Here is a 21,068-nt window from a genome sequence, read left to right as displayed (position 1 = left end):
GTGCGCACCTTCTACACCTCACCCGCCGCAAAGCCGGTCGGGGCGATGGGCCGGAGGCCGGCCAGCAGGAGGTCCAGCAGGCGGCCGGCCTTGGCTTCCTGCTCGGGCAGGGGAGCCACGGTGAAGATGCCGATGAGGGACGCCGCGATGTCCTCGGCGCTGACGTCGGGGCGGAGGTCGCCCGCTGCGTGACCGGCGGAGAGGATCTTCGTGATCGCCGCCAGTAGCTCGGTGCGGGTCTGCGCGTGGGCGATCTCGCCCGACTCGACCATCGCGAGCAGCGTGTCGAGCATGCCGTTCTTGGTCGCGATCCAGTCCCCGAACAAGTCGGTCCAGCGGCGCAGCGCCGCGGCCGGGGGTAGCCGGCCGAGGAGCTCGTGGGCGCCCGTCGTCAGGCGGGCGACCTGGTCTTGGTAGACCGCGTCGACCAGGGACTCGCGGGTGGGGAAGTGGCGGTAGAGCGTCGCGATGCCGACGCCGGCTTCGCGGGCGATCGCTCGCATCGACGGCTCGGCGTCCGCCGACGCGAACACGCGGGTCGCCACCGCCAGCAGCTGGTCGCGGTTGCGGGCCGCGTCCGCCCGAGGTGCGCGCATGTCACTCAAAACGGAACACGCTCCGATTGTGTTATCGTCGTCCAGGTAAACGGAGCATAGTCCGTTTTACCTAAGGACGGGTGTACATGCAGGCACACAGCAGCAGGGCGGTCCGGCTCGACGCCTTCGGCGGTCCCGAAGTGCTGGAGGTCCGTGAGGTTCCCGCTCCGCAGGCCGGTCCGGGGCAGGTCCGCGTGCGGGTCACCGCCGCCGGCCTGAACCCGATGGACTGGATCATGACCGCCGACGCCGATACCGCCGCCCGGTTCGGGTTGAGCCTCCCGGCCGGGTTCGGGACCGATTACGCGGGCGTCGTCGACCAGGTCGGCGACGGCGTCACCGGCTTCGCGCCCGGCGACCGGGTGTTCGGGAGCGCCCTGTCCCGGGCGGTCGCCGACTTCGTCGTGGTCGACGCGGCCGGGGCGATCGCGGCGAACGAGGCCCATCACACCCCGGACGGCGTCGACGACCGCACCGCCGCGACCCTCACCATCGCCGGCCGGACGGCGTCCGCCGCCCTCGCCGTGGTCGATCCCGGCCCGGACGACACCGTGCTGATCGGCGGCGCCGCGGGCGGGGTCGGGGTGTTCGCCGTCCAGCTGGCCCGGATCGCCGGCGCGCGCGTGCTCGGGACGGGCTCCGCGGCCTCCGCCGATTTCCTGCGCGACCTCGGTGCCGAGCCGGTCGGCTACGGCGACGGTCTGGCCGACCGGGTCCGCGGTCTCGGCGTTGTCACCGCCGCCATCGACCTGCACGGGACGGAGACCGTCCACACGGCGAGGGAGCTCGGCGTCCCGGACGGCCGCATCTGCACGATCGCCGCGCAGGTCGACGGCGCGTCGGCGGCCAACGGCGCGAACGCCGCTCCCGGCGCGCTGGAGGAGATCGCTCGCCTCGTGGCGGCGGGCCGGCTCCGGGTGCCGATCGCGGCGACCTTCCCGGTCGACCAGATCCGTCGCGCGACCGAACTGCAGGCCGGCCGGCACGTGCACGGCAAGGTCGTCATCGATCTCTAACTCACGACGGTGACGGCGGCCAGAGGTCCCGGAACCGGTCCGACACCACGGCGTTCGACATCCTGACGCCGGTGATGGCGTGGAAGGAGAGCGGCCGGCAGCCGGGCGGGTGGAACGCGGCTGCTGTGCCGGCCCGCCGAAACCTGGCTGACCCGCAAGGCCGCCGCACCTCATCGCTCATGAGGGTTCGAGGGCGCGGCGCCAGTAGCCGGTGACGCTGCGGCGCACCTGGTCGACGTCGACGCCGCGCGGGTCCAGCAGCCGCTGCAGGGCGATGCCGCGGAGCTGGCCGACGAGGGCGATCGCGACGTCGTCGGGCCGCAGGCCGGGGTCGATGACGCCGTCCGCGATGCCGGCCTTGACGTCGTCCCGCAGGTCGGCGCGGAAAGCTTCGTCGCGCTCGCGGAAGATCGTCGCCAAGTCGGGTTGGGTGGCCGCCTCGGCCCACAGCAGCAGGAACGCCTGGTTGAACACGCCGAGGCGGGTGAGTTCGCCGAGGTAGCCGTCGATCAGCCGCAGGAGCCGGTCCAGACCGGGCGGTAGGTCGCCGAGGCCCGGGACGAACCCGGCCTGCGTCGCCCGGGCCAGCCGTTCCACCAGCGCTTGCTTGCCGCCGAAGTGGTGCGTGACGATGCCGCGGCTGTATCCGGCGCGTTCCCCGACCCGGGCCAGCGTGAGCGAGCGGACGCCGTGCTCGACGACGAGCTCGGCGGCGGCGGTCAGCAGTGCGGCTTCGGCCTGGTCCCGGCGTTCCTGCTGGGTACGGCGGGTCGCGGTCATGGCGTGGAGTCTAGCAGCAGAAACTTGCGTGTCGACCAACAAGTATGTGTAGGGTGGGAGTCGTGAAAGCAGAGTCGCGCGACTTCTCCGAGTGCGACCGGCCGGCGATCGCGGTCACCTCGCGCAGCTACTGGAGCCATTTCGCCCCGGGCGACCGAGTGCTGGTGTTCGGCGCGCCCGACCCGGTTCACGGCCGGCGCCGAGTCCGGCGTGGGACGGTGCTCGCCCCGCTTGCGCCCGACGTCATCAGGATCGATTTCGGGGAGGAAGGGCTTGGTGAGTTCTCACCCGCCGATCCGATCCGGGTCAGTCACGCCGGCGGCGCGTGCCGGTGCGTGGTGGCGCTCTCGTGAACGCTTACCTGTTTCTCGCCAAGGCTTGCCTGGCCGTCCGCTGCCGGGGCTGACGGGGGTCGCGGACGCGCCACGTCATTCCCTGCCACCAGATCCCGAGGGCGGTGAGCGAGTCGGCGACGAGGACGATCGTCGCCGCGTAGGCGACGCTGCCGGCGACGTTGGAGAAGCGGTCGTCGCTGGTGAGCCAGGCGGCCGTCGCGACGAAGGCGATCGCGGTGGCGAGCGTGATCGGCCAGTGCCGCAGCGACACCACCAAGCGCCGTCCACGGCCGGGCTTGCGTGGTGGGGGCGAAGAGCCCGGTAGGCGAGCGAGAACCCGATCCCGGGCAGCACCACGGTGCCGGCGATGAGCCAGAGGGTGCCGGAGCCGCCGGCCGGCTCCAGGGGCGAGTCGTAGGTCAGGAACCGAGGGCCGAAGGACGACACCAGCCGGTCCCCGGTGCTCACCATCCCTGCGAGCACGGGCAGCACCCCACGCCGCATCATCGATCCTCCCGCGCTGGCCGGCCGGGGAAGATTCTCCCGGGGCGCGGGAAGAAGCAAGCCGCCGGAATCGCTGTCTCGCAAGAAAATGACGGGCTGCCGGCCGCCGGTCACTTCACCGGCGTACCCGGTAGCGCAGGTGAAGCACCCGGTTGCCCGGCACCACCTCGGGATCCTCCAGCAGGTGCTGCGCCTGGACCGACCCGAAGTAGCGCTTGCCGGCCCCGAACACCACGGGGACGACGTCCATGCGCACCTCGTCGACCAGGCCCGCCGCGAGCACCTGGCCGCCGACGTCGCCGGCCGCTACCTCGACCACGCGGTTACCCGCGAGCTCCTGTGCCTTGGCCATGGCCGCCTCGATGCCGTCGACGAAGTGGAACGGTGCCTCGGGGTTCCAGCCCTCCGGCGCCGGCCGGTGCGTTACGACGACCACGTGGTCGATGCCGCCCGGTGGCTTTCCGTCCCAGCCGTCCGTCATGTCGAAGACGTGGCGGCCGGCGATCGTCACCCCGATGCCGTCCCAGTACGGCCGGGTGTAGTCGTAGGACGTCTGGGACACCTTCAGCGCGCCGCTCTCGTCCAACGGGACGTCGCCGCCGGACAACCAGTCGAACAGGGGTCCCGGCTGGTCATTCTCGTCCGCGACGAAACCGTCCACGGACACCGAGCTGTACATGACCACCTTGCCCACGGGACTCTCCTCTGCTTCGGGAAGCCCAAATTAGCGTCTCGTGAGCCGTCGCTCTTGTAAGAAATCAATCGATCGGCAGCGGCCAGCCGTCCAGCGCGTGGCCGGGGTGTTCGCGCAGGAACCGCCGCCGGACTTCGAGGTAGCGGGTCGGCGTGAGGCCGGTGAACGCCCGGAACTCGTGGCCGAAGTGGGCCTGGTCGAAGTATCCCGCGCCGCCGGCGACGTCGCTCCAGTCGATCGGTCCGGCGGGGTCGATCGCCAGCACGGTGGCGGCGAAGCGGTGGGTGCGGGCCAGCCGCTTCGGCGTGACGCCGACGAGCTCCTTGAACCGCCGGGCCAGATGAGTGCCGCTGACGCCGGCGGCCACGCTCAGGTCGCCGATCGCCACCGCCCCGCCCGTCGCCGAGATGACGCCGCTCGTGTGGCGGATCAGCCCGAGGCCCGGGGTCTCGCGCAGGCGTCGCACCAGCTCCTCCTCGAGCAGTGTCAGCATCGCGTGCGGTCCGTCCGCCGTGGCCAGCCGGTCTCGCAGCTCGGCGACGGCGGGCCGGCCCCAGACCTGCTCCAGCGTCACCGGCCGGTCGCACAGCTCGGCCGCGGGCATCGGCAGGAACGGCGCCGGCCCCCACGGCTTGAAGTGCACGCCGACGGAGCGGGTCCGGCGGGGGTAGCCGAACTCCACCGCGCGGGTGGGCGTGGTGACCACGCAACCGTCGGCGTACTCGGCCGGCTCGACGTCGGTGCCGCCGCGGACGCGGAACGGCGCCCCGAGGTTGACGATGAGAAACGCGCCCGGCATCGGCGGCAGCGTCAGCCGGGCGTACGGCGACGTGCCCGCCAGGTAGTAGAGGTCGTCGACCAGCCCGTCCAGCGGCGGTCGCGGCACTCGGGACACGTACTCCACGCGCCCAGCATCGCCGACGCCCCGCCGGTGGTCCAGCCGCCCTCGCTCAGGCGTAGCCGCGCTTGAGCAGCATGCCCGCGGCCTTGTCGAACTCGGCGCCGGTCGGGATGGCGAAGCCCAGCGCGTTGGCGTAGCGGGTGACGATGTTGAACAAGGCCGCGACCGCGGTCGCGTCGTCGAGCTGCCGCCGGGTGACGCCGGCGGCCAGCGCCGCTCGGACTTGCCCGCCCTCCAGCTCGCCGGGGCGCGAGGTCATCGTCTCCAGGACGGCGAGCGTGGCGCGCAGGGGATCCGAGATCGGTGCGGTGTGGTAGTCGGCGAGCGCGGCGTCCGCCACCGCCTGGTCCATCCCGCGCACGGCGATGGCCCGGTGAGCCCCGACGCAGAAGGGACACGAGTTCCACGTCGCGACCATCGCGGCCATCAGTTCCCGCTCCGCGACGGACCATTCGCTCGGTCCGCGCATCGCGGCCTGCGTCCACGCGCCGAGCGCGGTGCCGACGAAACCCTTGTGGTAGAAGGCAACCCGGGCCGCGTCCGGGAGGCGCGCGCCCAGGGCCAAGGTGATGACCCGGATCAGCATCCTGGTACGGAGACCGTCACCGCGTTCGACCTCAGGCAGGCGCATCGGTCGCCTCCGCGATCACCCGGGCGGCGGCGTCCCACCGGGCGAGGCCTGCCCCGATACAGGCGGACATGACGATCTCGAACGCCGCCTTGTCGCTGCCGGTCGCCTCCCGGACGGCGTCGACCTCGGCATCGGTCACCCGGTAGGAGGCCTCACCGATCCGCCGGGCCAGGTCGTCGTACGGTTCGGCGACGGGCGGCCCGCCTGCCGCTCGGGCCGCTACCGCCGTCCGCAGGGCCACATCGGTGATTCCGGTGCGCCCGGCCATCGCCTGGCGCACCGTTTCCGCGCGGTGGCGGTGCGAGTCGTCGCTCATCGGGGTCCTTCCAGTGCGTGGATCCGACCGGCGAGGAAGCGCTGGTCGGCGGGGTTGGTGGCGAGGTCGTGAGCACGCCGGTACGCCGTGATCGCGTCGTCCGCGTGGCCCAGACGGCGCAGGAGGTCGGCGCGGGCGGCGTGCAGCAGGTGGTAACCCTCCAGGCCCTCGATCCGGTCGATCAGGGCCAATCCCTCGCCCGGAGTGGTGGCCATGGCGACCGCCACGGCGTGGTTGAGCGCCACCACCGGCGAAGGCGTCAACCCGAGCAGCTGCTCATACACCGCGGCGATTGCGGGCCAGTTCGTCTCCTCGGCCGTCCGCGCCTGGGCGTGCAGGACCGCGATGGTCGCCTGCAGCAGGTACGGCCCGGATGTCGCCCACCGCAGGGCTCGGTCCAGCAGCCCGACGGCTTCGGCGATTTCGGCGCCGTCCCAGCGGGACCGGTCCTGGTCTTCGAGCAGGACCAGGTCGCCGGTCGGCGCGTACCGGGCGGCCGAGCGCGAATGGTGGACCAGCAGCAGCGCGACCAGGGCGAGGGCTTCCGGCTCGTCGGGCATGAGGGTGGCGACGAGCTTGGCGAGACGGATCGCCTCCCGCTGCAGCTCGCCGTACTCCGGCCGGTCGCCGCCGGCGGTGTAGCCGCGGGTGAAGATCAGGTAGATCACCGCGAGGACGCCGTCGAGCCGCTCGGGCAGGAGGTGGTCGGCGGGGACGTCGAGGCTGATGCCCGCGTCGCGGATCTTGCGCTTGGCGCGGACGAGCCGCTGGGCCAGCGCCGGCTCCGCGATCAGGAACGTCCGGGCGATCTGCCCGGCGGTCAGTCCGGCCACGGCCTGCAGCGTGAGAGCGACCCGCGCCTCCTCGGCCAAGGCAGGGTGGCAGCAGGTGAAGATGAGGCTGAGCCGCTCGTCGCCGACGCCGAGCAGGCGTTCTTCGCCGAGGTTCATGGTCACCTCCGGCTGCCCGGCGAGCTGGGTCAGCCGGGCCAGCTTGTCCCGGCCGTTCCGGGCCCGCCGGAGCCGGTCGATCGCGGTGTTGCGGGCCGCGGTCAGGAGCCAAGCCACCGGGTCGTCGGGTGGCCGGTCCTCCCAGGTGCGCAACGCGAGCGCGCACGCGTCCTGCAGCGCGTCTTCGGCGAGCTCGAAGTCGCCCAGCACGCGGACCAGGGCGGCGAGCATCTTCGCGCGGTGCTCGCGGTAGGCCTCCGACAGGACGGGTGCGGCCGTCATACGCCCGTCGACGCGCGGTGGTCGAGGTCCGGGACCCCGGCGATCGGCCGGACCTCGATCGTGCCGTCCGCGGCCATCGGGCAGAGCGCGGCCAGCTCGAGGGCTTCGTCGAGGCCGCGGCAGTCGAGGATGTAGGCACCGCCGAGGTGCTCGTGGGTCTCGGGGAACGGGCCGTCGGTGATCAGGGTCTTGCCGTCGCGGACGCTGACGGTCGTCGCCGTGTGCTCGGCCTGCAGCGGGTGGCCGGCGACGAACGCGCCTCGCCGGCGGCATTCGTCGGCGAAGGCGTTGACCCGGGCCAACGCGTCGGGGAAGGCCGGGTCACCGGGCTCGGGACGGTCGCAGTTGTAGATCAGCAGCATGTAGTGCACGTGTCCTCCAGCTCACTGGCTCGGGTGCGTCCCAGAGGATGACGAACGGAACGGCCGCATCTCGACAGTACTTCCGGAGATTGCCGGCGTCGCGTCAGTGCGCCTCCGGCTCCGAGCCGATCCGGTAGGACACCGGCTGCCCGTCCGCGTCCCGCACCGGGACCGGCCGGCCCTGCGCGTCGACGATCTTGCCGTCGACGACCTTGTCGCCGTTCTCGAGCCGGGAAAGAGCCTTCAGGTCGGAGTAGTCGATCACCCGGGTCGCCGTCGCGAACACCGACGGCTCGGTGCCCGCCTTGCCCGGTTTCAGGTGGTTGAACACCAGGTTCAGCACGACGGCCAGGAGCGCGGCGGAGCTGATCCCCGAGTGGAAGATCGTGCCGACCCACGACGGGAACCGGTCGTAGAAGTCCGGCACCGCGATCGGGACCATGCCCAGGCCGACGGAAGCCGCGACGATCACCAGGTTGAGGTTGCCGTTGTAGTCCACCTTGGACAGTGTCTTGATGCCGGACGCCGCGACCGTGCCGAACAGCACGAGACCGGCGCCGCCCAGGACCGGGTACGGGATGGCGGCGACCACCCGGCCCAGGACCGGGAGCATGCCGAGGACGACCAGGACCCCGCCGCCGGCGGTCACCACGAACCGGCTCCGTACCCCGGTGATCGCGACGAGGCCGACGTTCTGGGCGAACGCGCTCTGGATGAAGCCGTTGAAGATCGGCGCGATCGCCGAGGACGCCATGTCGGCGCGCAGGCCGTCGCCGATCCGGCGCTTGCCGACCGGCGTGCCGACGATTTCCCCGACGGCGAGGATGTCGGCCGTGGTTTCGGTGAGGGTCACCAGGATGACGATGAACATCGACACGATCGCGGCGACGTCGAAGGTCGGCGCGCCGAAACCGAACGGCGTCGGCACCGCGAAGATCGGGCCGTTCCCCACCTGCGAGAAGTCGGCCTTGCCGAGCACGGCGGCCAGCGCGGTGCCCAGCACGATCGACAGGAGGATCGAGAGCCGGGAAACCGCCGGAATGGCGACCTTGCTCAGCAGCAGCACGATCAGCAGCGTCAGCGCGGCCAGCCCGATGTTGGAGACCGACCCGGAGTCCGGTGCCTTGGTGTCGTTGCCCATCGCCCAGTGCGCCGCGACCGGCATCAGGCTGAGCCCGATCACCGTGATCACCGTCCCGGTCACGACCGGCGGGAAGTACTTCACCAGCCGGGAGAACAGCGGCGTGATGAGCAGGCCGAGCACCGCGGACGCGATCACCGAACCGAACACCGCGGGGAGCCCGCCGTCGGCGACGATCGCGGTCATCGTCGCCACACCGGCGAACGAGGTGCCCTGCACCAGCGGTAGCCGGGAGCCGAAGAAGGGCACGCCGTAGGACTGCAGGATCGTCGCCAGCCCGCCGATGAACAGGCACGACGCGACGAGCAGCCCGATTTCGCCGGGTGACACGCCCGCGGCGCTCCCGATGATCAACGGCGGCGCGATGATCCCGCCGTACATCGTCAAGACGTGCTGGACGCCGTAGGCGAAGCTCTTGCCGATCCCGAGCCGTTCGTCCTCGGGCTTGCTCACCGCGTCATCCTTCGCCATCGAACCTCCCGAAGTTCCGTTCTGCGGAGGTTAACTTCCACATGGCAGAATAAGCAACAGTTAGGAGGGGATCCCCTGTGCGCGGAGGGGATCGCCGTCAGCCCGGGTGGGGCGACTCCACCGTCCACGGCATCGCCACGTCGAGACCGGCGGCGAGGGTGACGATCGCGTCGAGGACGGTCACCACCTCCTTGCGCGGTTCGGAGCGGGTGGTGCGGTGGCGGGCGATGAGGGTGCGGGTCCCGAGGCCGGGCAGGGACACGGCCTTCACCCCGTCCGGCACGGCTTCGCGCACCGCGAGCGCGGGCACGATGGCGATGCCCAGGCCGCCCGCGACCATCGACAGTGCCACGTTGTAGTCGTAGTAGCTGTGCCCGGGCGCCGGTGCGGACGGAAGCCCGCCGCGGGTGCGTTCGGTGGCCGCGTGGGCCGCGGTTTCGGAGTCGACGCCCAGCCAGGTGTGGTGTTCCAGGTCGGCCGTGCTCACCGGGTCCGCCGTCCCGGCGGGCAGGACGACCAGCCACGGCTCTTCCAGCACCGGCACGTCACGGGTGCCGCGCGCCGGTTTCCCTTGGCTCGCCGGGCTTTCCGCTTCGAGGAGGAGCAGGTCGACCGCCCCTGACCGCAGGGACTGCAGTGCCTTCCGGGTTTCCATTTCGCGGATCACCACCTCCAGTGCGGGGAACTGCTCGCGCAGCTGGTGCAGGAGCGGGATCAGCAGCGTCCGGATGACCGACTGGAAGGCGGCGATGACGACCGTGCCGGTGACGTCTTCCTGAAGCGCCGCAAGGGCTTTGCGCGCGTCGATCAGCTCGGATTCGATGTGTTCGGCGGCTTCGGCGAGCACCCGCCCGGCGGGGGTCAGGACGGCGCCGGTGGGCTGGCGGTCCAGCACCGCCACGCCGATCGCCTCCTCGAGGCGGGCGATCTGCTGGGACACCGCCGACGGCGTCAGGTGCAAGAGGTCGCCGGCGGCGAGCACGCCACCGGCGCGGTGCACGGCCAGCAGGACGGCGAGCCGGCGTGGATCGATCTGCATTCAGCGGAGCTTAACCCCCGGAGCAGATAACTTCGATTGCGCTGCACCCCCGACGGCAGTCACGATGGCGGCATGGAGGAAATGATGTCCCTGGCCGCCACCGCGGCCGGGTGGGTGGGCGCACTGGGTACGGCGGCGGCGTACGGCCTGGTTTCGCGCCGCGTGATCGAGCCGGACTCGGCCTTGTTCCAGACGCTCAACCTGTCGGGTGCCGCCCTGCTGGGTGTTTCGGCCGCCGCCAACGGCGCGTGGCCCGCCGTCGCGGCGAACTTCGTGTGGGTCCTGATCAGCGTCATGGCGCTGGTCAGCGCCCGCGGCGTCCTGGACGCGGTCCGCCGGCGCCTGCGCCCCCGCCGTGCCGGTGAGCAGCAGCTGGTGTGCGCCGCGCCGGGCCACGAGCCCACCGCCCCTTGACCTTGACACCGTGACAAGGTCTTCACTGGCGGCCGGAGGTGATCTCGATGAACGCGTACCCACACCTGGCCGCCGCCGACCCGTCGACCCGCTTGGAAGCCGCGCTCGCGGCCGGCACGCACGCCGACCCCGGGCTCGTCGACGCGCTCGTCGGCCGGTGCGCGGTCGAGCCCGACTTCTTCGTGCGCGACATGCTCACCTGGGCCCTGACCCGGCTGCCCGCGGCGGTCACTGTTCCCCGGCTCCTGGCCGAGCTGCGTTCGGAGCACGCGCAGGCCAGGAGCCAGGCGCTGCACACGCTGTCGAAGATCGGCGACCGGACCGCGTGGCCCGCCATCACGCCGGCGCTGCTCGACGACGCCGACGACGACGTCAAGCGCAGCGCGTGGCGGGCCGCCGTCGTCCTCGTGCCCGACGGTGACCGCGCGGAGCTGGCGGTCCGGCTGGCCGCCCGGCTCGGCCGCGGTGACCGGGACACGCGGCTGAGTCTCAGCCGCGCGCTCGTCGCGCTCGGGGACGTCGCCGAGCCGGCGGTGCGGACGGCGCTGGCCGACGCCGACCCGGTGGTGCGTGCGCACGCCCGCGCCACCGAACGGCTCCTGCGTGACCCGGACGCCGGGTTCGACCTGGCCGTCGAAGAGGCGAAGCGGGTGGTCGCGCTCGGCCCGGAGCGGGCCGGGGGCGCGGCGTGCTGATCGGTGAGGTGGCCCGCCGGTCCGGGGTGAGTGCGCGGATGCTGCGGCACTACGACTCCCTCGGGCTGGTGCGCCCGACCGGCCGGACCGTCGGGGGCTACCGCGAATACACCGAGGCGGACATCCGCCGGATCTTCCACGTGGAAGGCCTGCGGTCGCTGGGGTTGTCGCTGCGGCAGATCGGCAGCGCACTGGCGGACCAGGACCTCGCGCCGTCCGCCCTGGTCGGCGACCTCATCCGGCGGACGGAGGACCGGCTCGAGCGCGAGCAGGAGCTGCTCGAGCGGCTCCGGGCGATCGACGCCTCGGCTCCCGACGGCTGGCCGGACGTCCTGCGCGTCGTCGAGCTGCTGCACGGGCTGGAGTCCCCGCACGCCGCGCGCCGGCAGCAGGCGGCCCTCGCCCCGGCCGAAGACGGGTCGGTGCCCGCCGACGTGCTGGTCAAGGCGGTCCTCGCCGAGTCCGATCCGAACGTCGCCGGCGCGCTTCGCTGGGCGCTCGCGCGGGCCGGGAGCGACGCCGTGGCCGGCGTGGCGGCCGGTCTGCGCTCGGCCGACGCGGGCATCCGGCGGCGGGCGGTCCTCGCGCTGGCCGAGCTGTCCGGGGACGAGGCGACCGCGGAGCTCCTGGGCGCGGTCGGCGACCCGGACCCGGCGGTGCGCCGGCCCGCCGCGCTGGCCGCGGGCAGCCGAGGTGCGAGCGTGGCGGTGCCGGTCCTCGTCGCGATGGTGGTCGAGGGAGCGAACGACGTCGAGGCGGCCGAGGTCCTGAGCACGCTGGCGACCGACCACGGCTGCGCGGACCAGGTCCTGAGCGCGCTGACCGGCGTGTCGGCGGCGGATTCCGCGGTGCGGATCCGCCTGGTCCAGGCGCTGGCGGAGCTGCCGGCATCCCTCACGCACGACGTCCTGCGGCAGCTGGCGCACGACGACGACCAGGCTGTCGCCCGTCTCGCCGCCGCCCTGTCGGCGAAGGAGCACTGACCGGTAGACGGCCGGGAGACGGCGGACGCGGCAAGATGGCCGGCATGACGTTGCCTGCGCTTCCCGAGGAGTCCTTCCGCCGCGTGCTCTGCGTCGTCGCGCACCCGGACGACATGGAGTACGGCACGTCCGCGGCGGTCGCCCGCTGGACGGCGCGCGGCATCGAGGTCGGCTACCTGCTGCTCACCCGCGGCGAGGCCGGCATGCCGAACCCGCCGGAGGAGACGGCTCGCCTGCGCGCCGCCGAGCAGCGCGCCGCCTGTGACGCCGTCGGCGTCGAGCAGCTGACGATCCTGGACCACCCGGACGGGGTGCTCGTCTACGGCCTGGACCTGCGCCGGGACATCTGCCGGGAGATCCGCCGCTTCAAGCCCGACGCCGTGTTCGGCACCGGGTTCGCCGTCGAAACCCCGTACGGCTTCGACCAGGCCGACCACCGCGCGGCCGGGCTCGCGACCCTGGACGCGATCCGCGACGCGGGCAACCGGTGGGTCTTCCCCGAGCAGGTCGAGGACGAGCACCTCGAGCCGCACTCCGCGCGCTGGTACCTCACCTCCGGCATGACCGACGCGACCCACGGCGTCGACGTCACCGGTGAGCCGCTGCGCCGCGGCGTCGCCTCGCTCGAGGCGCACGCCGCGTACCTGGCCGCGTTGCCGGACCACCCGGCCCCGGCGGACTTCATCCCGCAGATCGCCGCGATGGGCGGCCAGGCCATGGGGGTCGAGCACGCGGTCCTGTTCCGCGCCTACGACCTGCAGGCACGACCGGAGGTCTAGCGTCGGGTGGCGAGTGCCCGGCGCACCTCGTCCGCGCCGAGCACCACGGGGGAGCGCAGCGAGCCGACCTCGCCGATCTCGATCTCGACCACGTCGCCCGGCCGCAGTCCTTGATCGAGCCCCGGCACGACGGACGTGCCCGTCGAAAGGACGGCGCCGTCGGGGAAGTCGTTGTCCCGCCACAGGTATTCGACCAGTTCGGCCGGTTCGCGGTTCAGCTGCGCGGTACTGGCTTCGCCGGCGAACACCTCCTGACCGTCGCGCAGGATGCGCATGCGGAGGCCGAGCGCCAGCGGGTCCGGCACCTCCCACGCCGGTCGCACCCGGGCCGACACCGCGCACGAACCGGTGTAGATCTTGGCCTGCGGGAGGTACAACGGGTTCTCGCCTTCGATGCTGCGGGAGCTGACGTCGTCGACCACGACGTATCCGGCGATCTCCCCGGTCCCGGTCAGCACCAGGCCGAGCTCCGGCTCCGGCACGTCGTTCGCGGAGTCGGCGCGGATGGCGATCGGCTCGCCGTCGGTGACCACGCGCCAGGCGGCCGACTTGAAGAACAGCTCGGGCCGTTTCGCGCGGTACACCCGGGCGTAGACGTCCTCGTCGGCGCTCTCCTCGCGGCGCGCCTCCTCGGACCGCAGGTAGGTCACCCCGGCGGCCCACACCTCCATCCGCCCGTCCAGCGGCGGCAGCAGACGCGTCCCGGCCGAGGGCACGGGCTCTCCGGCGGCCTCGGCCAGCTCACGGATCTCGGCCACCGGCCGGCGCAGCAGGTCACCCATCGACGCCACCGCGAGCGGCCGCAGCTGCTCATCGGTGAGCAGGCCGACGCGGACGTCGCCGGTTCCGTCGGCGAACCGCACCAGGTGGCTCATCCCGGACCTCCTCGTTCAGTGACCCGAACCGCGCTCGGTGTCGAACCTACGGAGTGCGGAGCGGGGTGGTCAACGAGTGCCGGGTATTGCCGGCGACGGTGACGGTGGTCCGGTCGTACGGCGCTCGCCGGTCATCTGGAGGACCGTTTCGCCGAGAAGCACTCGCAGCTGCGCGTCGACATGGTCGAGGCATTGCCGATGTTCCTGACGGCACGGTTCGCGGAGGGGGACTTCCGGGTGACCGGCACCGAATTCGGTCCCGCCGACGAGGGGATGCGATCCGGCTCGAGATCTTCCCGGACTGCTCCGGGCCGTGGATCGAAAGCCGGCGGGCTCGGCGACGACGATCAGCACTGGGTGTACCCGGAAGCCGCCGGCCGCGACTGAAAGTGCCGGGTTCAGCGTGGGGGAGCGGTCGTGCGGCGGGGGACCAGTTTGGGTGACAGCTTGATCTGGGCCGCCGGGCGGGTCCGGTCGGCGATGCGCTCCAGCAGGAGCCGGGCGGCGGCCGTGCCGATGTGGTGGCCCGCCTGGTCGACGCTCGTCAGCGAAATCGGGCCGAGGGCGGCGAAACTGGTGTTGTCGTAGCCGGCCAGGGAGATGTCGGCCGGCACTGACAGGCCCGCTTCGCTGAGCGCCGTCAGCGCCCCCATCGCGACGATGTCGGCGCCGGCGAAGATGGCCGTCGGATGCTCTTGCCGGGCGAGGATCTGCTGCGTTCCCAGGTAACCGCCTTCCTGGGTGTAGCTTGTGGACACGATGTCGACCGGCAATCCCCGGTCCCGCATGGCTTTCCGGTAGCCGTCGGCGCGGACCGCGTTGGGCATTTCGGCCAGGCGGGCGGGTTCGGTCTCGTGGTGTTCGATGTGCGCGATGCGGCGGTGGCCGAGGTCGGCGAGGTGGCCGACGACGAGCTCGGCGCCGGTCGTGTCGTCGTCGGTCACCGTGTCGTAGTGCGCCGAACGGGAGTGGCGGCCCACCACGACGGTCGGGACGGTCTTGGCGAGCCGCTCGAGACGCGCCTGCGACATCACCGGGGCGATGAGCACGAGGCCGTCCATGCCCCGGTCGACCATCGCGTCGGTCAGCTTGCCTTCGTCGGTCTCGTTGTCGCAACTGGGTCCGAGCAGGACGTGGTAGTCGGTGTCGCGCAGCGTGTCGGTGAGGCCGTCGAGGATGTCCGGGAAGAACGGGTTCCGGATGTCCGGCAGCATGACGCCGATGGTGTAGGTCTGGCCACGCAGCCCGCGGGCCGCCGCGTACGGCCGGTAACCCAGCTCCTCGATCGCCTGCTGCACCTTCGCGCGCATCGCGGGGCTCGCGCCGTAGGCGTTGCGAAGCACCTTCGACACCGCGGTCGTCGACACGCCCGCGTGGCGCGCGACGTCGACGATCGTCACCCGTCGTTGCTGCTCCGCTCGGTCCATATGGGAAACGTTACCTGTCGAACGCAAGCTCGGCACCAGGTGTCTTGACGCGCCCTCGCCGGACTCTTAAAGTCGTCCGCACCCTTCAGTGGGCAACGTTACCCAAAGCGTCTCGAACCAGGTCAAGCGGCCTGGCCGCAATGTTGAAACGTTCAAACAAGGTGGGCGCCAATGACTGTCGCCATCAAGGAACCGCACCCGGACGTCGTCACGGCCACGCCGAGCCGTCGTCGCGGCGCGGTGAGCCGGCGGGGTGCCCCGTGGTGGTTCACCCTGCCGGCCCTGCTGCTCTTCGCGTTCGTGGTGCTCGTCCCCAGCGCACGCGGCGTCTACTACGCCTTCACCGACTGGGACGGCCTGTCCCCGGACTTCTCCTGGGTCGGGTTCGGCAACTTCGCCGCCATGCTCGACGATCCCGCGGCCACCCAGGCGGTCGGGCACACGCTGGTGATCGCGGTGGCCATCACGGTGATCCAGAACGGCGTCGGCCTGCTGCTGGCCCTCGGCGTCAACAGCATCATCAAGTCCCGCAACGTGTTGCGAGTGCTGCTGTTCGCCCCGGCCGTGGTCACGCCGATCGTGTCCGCCTACCTGTGGCGCAACATCCTCGGCCCGGACGGCGCGGTGAACAGCCTGCTCGACGCCGTCGGCCTCGGCTCGTGGCGGCAGGACTGGCTCGGCGACCCGGACATCGCGCTGTGGTCGGTCGTGGGCGTGATCGTGTGGCAGTTCGCCGGCTACTCGATGGTCATCTTCCTGGCCGGGCTGCAGTCGATCCCGCGGGAGGTCCACGAAGCCGCGGCGATCGACGGCGCCGGAGCCATCCGCCGGTTCTGGTCGGTGACGCGGCCGCTGCTCGCGCCGGCGTTCACGATCAACCTGATGCTGTCGATCATCGGCGGGATCAAGCTGTTCGACCAGGTGTACGCGCTGACCGGCGGCGGTCCGGGCCACGCGACCGACACGCTCTCGACGTTGATCTACAAGGACGCCTTCACGTTGGGGGAGTTCGGTTACAGCATCGCCCTCGCCGTGGTGCTGACCCTCGTCGTGTCGGTGGCCTCGACCGGGCAGTACCTCGGGCTGTCGCGAGCCGAGAAGGCCGTGTCGTGAACCGCTACCGCGGCCGCACGCTCACCCTGGAACTGGTGATGATCGCCGTCGGGCTGGTCTTCGCGTTCCCGGTGTACGTGCTGGTCAACCTGGCCATCCGGCAGCCGTCGGACACCTCGTCGCCGATCGCGCCGACGACTTCGCCGACCTTCGGCAACTTCACGCAGGCCTGGCAGCAGGGCGCGCTCGGTGGAGCGCTGGCCAACAGCGTCCTGGTCACCGTGGGGTCCGTGGCGGTCATCCTGGCCGTCTCGGCGCTCGCGGCCTACCCGCTGGCCCGGGTCGCCGCCCGGTGGTCGCGCTGGACGTTCCTGCTGATCATGCTCGGTCTGGTGCTGCCGTTCCAGCTGGCCGCTTTGCCGCTGTACCAGACGATGCGCGACCTCGGCCTGCTCGGGACGCCGTGGGCGCTGATCCTCTTCTACTCCGGGCTGCAGGTGCCGTTCACGACGTTCCTGTACGTCGGGTTCCTGCGCGCGGTCCCGCGCGAGTTCGAGGACGCCGCGCTGATCGACGGCTGCACGACGTTGCAGGGCTTCCGGTACGTCGTGCTGCCGATGCTCCAGCCGGTGACCGTGACCGCGCTGGTGCTCAACGCGGTCGCGGTGTGGAACGACTTCTTCACCCCGCTGCTGTACCTCAGCGGCGGCGCGCAACAGACCTTGCCGGTCGCCATCGCCGGGTTCGTCGGCCAGTACGTGTCCGACTGGAACCTGATCTTCGCCGCGCTGGTGATCAGCATCGTGCCGATCCTGGTCGTCTACTTCGCCTTGCAACGCAGCATCATCAACGGTTTCGCCGGAGGGCTCAAAGGATGACCGACACCCTGACGCCGTACGCACTTCAGGCCGAACAGCGTCACGAACCCCTCGGCCTCGGCGAACCCCGGCCACGGCTGTCGTGGCGGCTGGCGAGTGATCGCCACGGCGCCGCGCAGAGCGCCTACCGGATCACCGCCGCCGAACGCGCGGCCGACCTCGACGACCCCGCGCGGCTGGTGTGGGACAGCGGCCGCCGCGAGTCCGGCGACGGTGTGCTCGTGCCCTGGGCCGGGCCGGTCCTGCGCTCGGCCACCCGCTACCACTGGCGCGTCGAGCTGTGGGACGAGACGGGTACCGCGGCGGGTACCGGGGAGAGCTGGTTCGAGACGGGCCTGCTGCACCGCGACGACTGGACGGCCGCGTGGATCGGCCGCGACGCCCACGCCCAGCCCGTGTTCGACCCGCCGACCGACCACGACCAGCCTCGCGGCGAGCCGCCGCTGAACCTGCGCCGGGAGTTCGAGCTGACGCGGGAGCCGGTGCGCGCACGCTTGTACGCCACCGCGCACGGCGTCTACGAGGCGTCGCTGAACGGCATCCGGGTCGGTGACGCCGAGCTGGCGCCGGGGTGGACCGAGTACCACCACCGGCTGCAGTACCAGACCTACGACGTCACCTCGTCGCTGGGAACCGGTGGGAACACGCTCGGCGCGGTCGTCGCCGACGGCTGGTGGTCCGGGTTCGTCGGGTTCGACGAGCGACGGCCCGCGCGCCACTACGGCGAGCACCCGGAGTTCTTCGCGCAGCTCGTCGTGGACTTCGCCGACGGCTCCCGTCAGGTGGTGGCCACCGATGCCGCGTGGACCGAGCGTCCCGGCGCCGTCCGCTTCGCCGACTTGCTGATGGGGCAGCACGTCGACGCGTCCGGTGTGGACGGACCCGGCCGGCCGGTGGCGGTGCTCGGTACCGAGCCGGGACCACTGGTGGCCGAACCCGACGCGCCGATCCGTGTCACGCGGGAGGTGCCGCCGATTTCCTTGGTGAAAAGGGAACCCGGGCGGTTCATCGTCGACTTCGGACAGAACCTGGTCGGCCGGGTGCGGCTCACCGTCCGCGACGCACCGCCCGGCCGGCGGATCGTCCTGCGGCACGCCGAGATCCTCGACGACGGCGAGCTGTACGTGACGAACCTGCGGCGCGCCACGGCCACCGACAGCTACACCTGTGGCGGCGAACCGGTCGAGGTGTTCGAGCCGCGGTTCACCCTGCACGGCTTCCGGTACCTGGAAGTCACCGGACACGCCCTCGCCGCGGAGGACGTCGTGGCGCGGGTGCTGCACAACGACACGCCGTGGACCGGCACGTTCGAGTGCTCCGATCCGCTGGTCACCCAGTTGCAGGCCAACATCCGCTGGGGCCAGCGCGGCAACTTCGTCGCGGTCCCGACCGACTGCCCCCAGCGCGACGAACGCCTCGGCTGGCTCGGCGACGCCCAGATCTTCGCCCCGACCGCCAGCCGCAACGCCGACGTCGGCGCGTTCTTCGCCCGGTGGCTGGCCGACGTCGTCGACGGCCAGGACGCCGACGGCGCGTTCGGCGACGTCGCCCCGCGCATCGCGATGCCCCGCGAGGCCGCCCCGGCGTGGGGTGATGCCGGGGTGATCGTGCCGTGGCATCTGTGGCGCACCTACGGCGACCGGCGCGTGCTGGAGCGGAGCTTCGACGCGATGGTCGCCTGGGTCGCCCACATCCGCCGCCACAACCCGGACCTGCGGTGGCGGCACCGCACCGGCAACTCCTACGGCGACTGGCTGCAGATCGACGTCACCACCCCCCGGGTCGTCCTCTCCACGGCCTACTTCGCCCGCAGCGCCGAGATCGTCGCCGACGCCGCCGAAGTGCTGGGCCGCCCGGGCATCGCGGCCGAGCACCGGGCCCTCCACGCGTCGATCCGCGCCGCGTTCATCGAGTCCTATGTGGACGAAGACGGCACGGTCGAAGGCGGCACCCAGACCGCGTACCTGCTGGCCCTGGCCTTCGGCCTGGTCCCGGACGACCTGGTGCGGGCCGCCGTCGACCACCTGGCGGCCGACGTCGAGAAGCGCGGCAACCGGCTCACGACCGGGTTCGTCGGGGTCGCGCTGCTCTGCCCGGTGCTGGCCGACCACGGCCGCGACGACCTGGCGTACGCGTTGCTGCAGCAGGAGGAGTTCCCGTCGTGGGGCTACTCGATCCGCCAGGGCGCCACCACGATCTGGGAGCGCTGGGACGGCTGGACCGAGCACGGCGGGTTCCAGTCCGCCGCGATGAACTCGTTCAACCACTACAGCCTCGGCAGCGTCGGCGACTGGCTCTTCGGCCGCGTCGCCGGCATCGACCAGCCCCCGTCGTCGGTCGCCTACTCCGAACTCCTGCTGCGTCCCCTGCCCGGTGGCACGCTCACCTGGGCCCGGGCCGAGCAGGAAACCGCACGCGGCCGCGTCGCCTGCGGGTGGGCCCTCGACGGCGACCGGATCACCGTCACCGCCGTCGTCCCGCCGGGGACCACCGCCGTCCTGGAAGTCCCCACCACGGACCCGGCGAGCATCGCGAGCGAGACCGGGGACCGGAGCGGCACCACGCTCCGGCTGGCCTCGGGCCACCACGTCGTCACCGCCACCTTTTCGAAGGAGCTGCCATGAAGATCCGCCCCGTCCTGCTGGCCGTGACGACCGGCGCCGCGCTGGTCGCCTGCGGTGGAGGTACGAACGCCGCGAACACCGGCGGCACGCAGACGCTGTCGCTCGCCTCGGTCGACCAGGGCTCGGTCGAGGACGTCGTCAAGGCGTTCGAAGCCGCCAACCCCGGGGTGAAGGTGAACTTCACGACCAGCGGCGCCGACCAGTTCCAGCAGCAGATCCGCACCCAGCTGGCGTCCGGGACCGCGCCGGACGTGATGTCGGTGTGGCCGGGCAACGGCAACCCCGGCACGGTCACCGTCCTGGCCAAGGGCGGCTACCTGAAGGATCTCTCGGACCAGCCGTGGGTCGGGAAGTTCCCGAAGGTGGTCAGCGACGTCGCGCGGTACGGCGGCAAGACGTACAACGCGATCTACGGCATCAACGGCATCGGCGCGGTCTACAACCAGGAAGCGATGACCAAGGCCGGCCTCACGGCGCCGGCGACGTGGACCGAGCTGCTCGCCTTCTGCCGCGCGGCGAAGGACAAGGGCACGCCCGCGTTCGCGCTGGGCATCCAGGACAACTGGGTCACGCAGGTTGCCCTCTATCCACTGGCCGCCACCCTGGTCTACGGCCCGGACCGCGACTTCGAGAAGAAGATGGCGGCGGGCCGGACGTCGTTCGCGAGCTCGCCGTGGGCGGCCGCGTTCGCCAAGTACGGTGAGATGGACCAGGCGGGCTGCTTCCAGGAGAACCCGCTCGGCACGAGCTACGAAGCGAGCCAGAAGCTGGCCGCGACGGGCAAGACGCTGGGCATCATCCAGGGCAACTGGGTGATCTCGCTGCTGAAGAAGCAGAACCCGGCGGGCACGTTCACCCTCAAGCCGGTCCCGGCCACCGACGACCCGGCCCAGACCATCATCCCGGCGGCGGCCGGCGCGGGCTACGGCGTCAACGCGAAGGCGAAGAACCCCGAGCTGGCGATGAAGTTCATCAGCTTCGTGATGTCCCCGCAGGGGATGAACCTGTTCGCGGAGAAGCACGGCGGGCTGCCGGCGCTGCCGGACACCGGGTTCAAGCTCGACGCGTCGCTGACCGAGCTGTCGACGTACATCACGCAGAACAAGACGGTTCCGTTCATGGACCAGCTGTGGCCGAACCCGAAGGTGCAGCAGACGATGCTGACGGGCATCCAGGAGGTGTTCAGCAAGCAGTCCACCCCGGACAAGGTGCTGGCGTCGATGGACGCCGACTACAAGTCCGGTGCCTGACGCCGGGACCGCTGCGCCGCGTCCGGCGTCGAGCGTGACCACCTGCTGCGGGAACATCAACTCGACCGTCGG

At 71.7% G+C, this 21,068-nt stretch carries 24 protein-coding genes; 11 read left to right on the top strand and 13 right to left on the bottom strand.

Annotation, left to right across the window (positions count from 1 at the left end):
- Nucleotides 1–11 precede the first annotated feature (11 nt).
- Nucleotides 12–596, bottom strand: coding sequence for a TetR/AcrR family transcriptional regulator (locus ACZ7OU_RS37550; RefSeq protein ID WP_470258894.1), 585 nt, complete (start codon nt 594–596; stop codon nt 12–14).
- 86 nt (nt 597–682) lie between these two features.
- Here ACZ7OU_RS37550 and ACZ7OU_RS37545 point away from each other — a divergent pair, with 86 nt between their 5' ends.
- Entirely contained in the window at nt 683–1,612 is a 930-nt protein-coding gene (locus ACZ7OU_RS37545) for an NADP-dependent oxidoreductase (protein ID WP_470258893.1), read from the top strand.
- A gap of 177 nt (nt 1,613–1,789) precedes the next feature.
- On the opposite strand, the gene ACZ7OU_RS37540 is transcribed toward ACZ7OU_RS37545, so the two are convergent.
- A complete protein-coding gene (locus ACZ7OU_RS37540; protein ID WP_470258892.1) occupies nt 1,790–2,392 on the bottom strand; it encodes a TetR/AcrR family transcriptional regulator in 603 nt (200 codons plus the stop codon).
- Nucleotides 2,393–2,454: 62 nt separating this feature from the next.
- On the opposite strand from ACZ7OU_RS37540, the gene ACZ7OU_RS37535 reads away from it, so the two are divergent.
- Entirely contained in the window at nt 2,455–2,745 is a 291-nt protein-coding gene (locus tag ACZ7OU_RS37535; protein ID WP_470258891.1) for a hypothetical protein, read from the top strand.
- A gap of 4 nt (nt 2,746–2,749) precedes the next feature.
- Here ACZ7OU_RS37535 and ACZ7OU_RS37530 read toward each other — a convergent pair whose 3' ends face one another.
- The 9 genes from ACZ7OU_RS37530 to ACZ7OU_RS37490 form a co-directional block, all read right to left on the bottom strand.
- Nucleotides 2,750–3,004 (bottom strand): hypothetical protein, encoded by a 255-nt coding sequence (locus tag ACZ7OU_RS37530; RefSeq protein WP_470258890.1) that lies wholly within the window; start codon nt 3,002–3,004, stop codon nt 2,750–2,752.
- A gap of 342 nt (nt 3,005–3,346) precedes the next feature.
- Nucleotides 3,347–3,925: a dihydrofolate reductase family protein gene (locus tag ACZ7OU_RS37525; protein ID WP_470258889.1), complete on the bottom strand. Its 579-nt coding sequence runs from the start codon at nt 3,923–3,925 to the stop codon at nt 3,347–3,349.
- A 64-nt stretch (nt 3,926–3,989) separates the two neighbouring features.
- Nucleotides 3,990–4,811: an AraC family transcriptional regulator gene (locus ACZ7OU_RS37520; RefSeq protein ID WP_470259042.1), complete on the bottom strand. Its 822-nt coding sequence runs from the start codon at nt 4,809–4,811 to the stop codon at nt 3,990–3,992.
- 64 nt (nt 4,812–4,875) lie between these two features.
- Nucleotides 4,876–5,457, bottom strand: coding sequence for a carboxymuconolactone decarboxylase family protein (locus ACZ7OU_RS37515; protein ID WP_470258888.1), 582 nt, complete (start codon nt 5,455–5,457; stop codon nt 4,876–4,878).
- Nucleotides 5,444–5,773, bottom strand: a complete 330-nt coding sequence (locus ACZ7OU_RS37510) for a hypothetical protein (RefSeq protein WP_470258887.1) — start codon at nt 5,771–5,773, stop codon at nt 5,444–5,446. The genes ACZ7OU_RS37515 and ACZ7OU_RS37510 overlap by 14 nt, the downstream gene beginning before the upstream one ends.
- Nucleotides 5,770–7,005, bottom strand: a complete 1,236-nt coding sequence (locus ACZ7OU_RS37505) for an RNA polymerase sigma factor (RefSeq protein ID WP_470258886.1) — start codon at nt 7,003–7,005, stop codon at nt 5,770–5,772. Before ACZ7OU_RS37505 ends, ACZ7OU_RS37510 begins: the two co-directional genes overlap by 4 nt.
- Nucleotides 7,002–7,376, bottom strand: a complete 375-nt coding sequence (locus ACZ7OU_RS37500; protein ID WP_470258885.1) for a YciI family protein — start codon at nt 7,374–7,376, stop codon at nt 7,002–7,004. The genes ACZ7OU_RS37505 and ACZ7OU_RS37500 overlap by 4 nt, the downstream gene beginning before the upstream one ends.
- Before the next feature lie 94 nt (nt 7,377–7,470).
- The gene (locus ACZ7OU_RS37495; RefSeq protein WP_470258884.1) at nt 7,471–8,979 is read right to left on the bottom strand and encodes a nucleobase:cation symporter-2 family protein; all 1,509 of its coding nucleotides are present in this window, start codon (nt 8,977–8,979) and stop codon (nt 7,471–7,473) included.
- A 97-nt stretch (nt 8,980–9,076) separates the two neighbouring features.
- Entirely contained in the window at nt 9,077–10,018 is a 942-nt protein-coding gene (locus ACZ7OU_RS37490) for a LysR family transcriptional regulator (protein WP_470258883.1), read from the bottom strand.
- Between the two features lie 72 nt (nt 10,019–10,090).
- Between ACZ7OU_RS37490 and ACZ7OU_RS37485 the strand changes: the two genes are divergently transcribed.
- The 4 genes from ACZ7OU_RS37485 to ACZ7OU_RS37470 are packed head-to-tail and all read left to right on the top strand — an operon-like array spanning nt 10,091 to nt 12,889.
- Nucleotides 10,091–10,432 carry a CBU_0592 family membrane protein gene (locus ACZ7OU_RS37485; protein ID WP_470258882.1) on the top strand — a complete coding sequence of 114 codons (342 nt, stop codon included), beginning with the start codon at nt 10,091–10,093 and terminating at the stop codon, nt 10,430–10,432.
- A gap of 47 nt (nt 10,433–10,479) precedes the next feature.
- Nucleotides 10,480–11,127 carry a HEAT repeat domain-containing protein gene (locus ACZ7OU_RS37480; protein ID WP_470258881.1) on the top strand — a complete coding sequence of 216 codons (648 nt, stop codon included), beginning with the start codon at nt 10,480–10,482 and terminating at the stop codon, nt 11,125–11,127.
- Nucleotides 11,121–12,110 carry a MerR family transcriptional regulator gene (locus ACZ7OU_RS37475; RefSeq protein WP_470258880.1) on the top strand — a complete coding sequence of 330 codons (990 nt, stop codon included), beginning with the start codon at nt 11,121–11,123 and terminating at the stop codon, nt 12,108–12,110. Before ACZ7OU_RS37480 ends, ACZ7OU_RS37475 begins: the two co-directional genes overlap by 7 nt.
- A 35-nt stretch (nt 12,111–12,145) precedes the next feature.
- The gene (locus tag ACZ7OU_RS37470) at nt 12,146–12,889 is read left to right on the top strand and encodes a PIG-L deacetylase family protein (protein WP_470258879.1); all 744 of its coding nucleotides are present in this window, start codon (nt 12,146–12,148) and stop codon (nt 12,887–12,889) included.
- On the opposite strand, the gene ACZ7OU_RS37465 is transcribed toward ACZ7OU_RS37470, so the two are convergent.
- A complete protein-coding gene (locus ACZ7OU_RS37465) occupies nt 12,886–13,764 on the bottom strand; it encodes a fumarylacetoacetate hydrolase family protein (protein WP_470258878.1) in 879 nt (292 codons plus the stop codon). The two genes, ACZ7OU_RS37470 and ACZ7OU_RS37465, sit on opposite strands and share 4 nt — an antisense overlap.
- Before the next feature lie 180 nt (nt 13,765–13,944).
- Between ACZ7OU_RS37465 and ACZ7OU_RS37460 the strand changes: the two genes are divergently transcribed.
- Nucleotides 13,945–14,151 carry a hypothetical protein gene (locus tag ACZ7OU_RS37460; RefSeq protein WP_470258877.1) on the top strand — a complete coding sequence of 69 codons (207 nt, stop codon included), beginning with the start codon at nt 13,945–13,947 and terminating at the stop codon, nt 14,149–14,151.
- 11 nt (nt 14,152–14,162) lie between these two features.
- Here ACZ7OU_RS37460 and ACZ7OU_RS37455 read toward each other — a convergent pair whose 3' ends face one another.
- Entirely contained in the window at nt 14,163–15,191 is a 1,029-nt protein-coding gene (locus tag ACZ7OU_RS37455) for a LacI family DNA-binding transcriptional regulator (protein ID WP_470243069.1), read from the bottom strand.
- 171 nt (nt 15,192–15,362) lie between these two features.
- Here ACZ7OU_RS37455 and ACZ7OU_RS37450 point away from each other — a divergent pair, with 171 nt between their 5' ends.
- The 4 genes from ACZ7OU_RS37450 to ACZ7OU_RS37435 are packed head-to-tail and all read left to right on the top strand — an operon-like array spanning nt 15,363 to nt 20,996.
- On the top strand, nt 15,363–16,304 hold the full coding sequence (locus ACZ7OU_RS37450) for a carbohydrate ABC transporter permease (RefSeq protein ID WP_470258876.1): 942 nt from the start codon (nt 15,363–15,365) through the stop codon (nt 16,302–16,304).
- Nucleotides 16,301–17,122, top strand: a complete 822-nt coding sequence (locus ACZ7OU_RS37445) for a carbohydrate ABC transporter permease (RefSeq protein ID WP_470258875.1) — start codon at nt 16,301–16,303, stop codon at nt 17,120–17,122. The genes ACZ7OU_RS37450 and ACZ7OU_RS37445 overlap by 4 nt, the downstream gene beginning before the upstream one ends.
- Nucleotides 17,119–19,746 (top strand): alpha-L-rhamnosidase, encoded by a 2,628-nt coding sequence (locus tag ACZ7OU_RS37440; protein WP_470258874.1) that lies wholly within the window; start codon nt 17,119–17,121, stop codon nt 19,744–19,746. Before ACZ7OU_RS37445 ends, ACZ7OU_RS37440 begins: the two co-directional genes overlap by 4 nt.
- A complete protein-coding gene (locus tag ACZ7OU_RS37435) occupies nt 19,743–20,996 on the top strand; it encodes an ABC transporter substrate-binding protein (protein WP_470258873.1) in 1,254 nt (417 codons plus the stop codon). Before ACZ7OU_RS37440 ends, ACZ7OU_RS37435 begins: the two co-directional genes overlap by 4 nt.
- The last annotated feature ends 72 nt before the right edge of the window (nt 20,997–21,068 follow it).

Source organism: Amycolatopsis sp. NPDC114505 (genome assembly GCF_055633615.1).
Note: the sequence above shows the minus strand (reverse complement) of the source record. Positions and strands in the feature narration are given on the sequence as shown.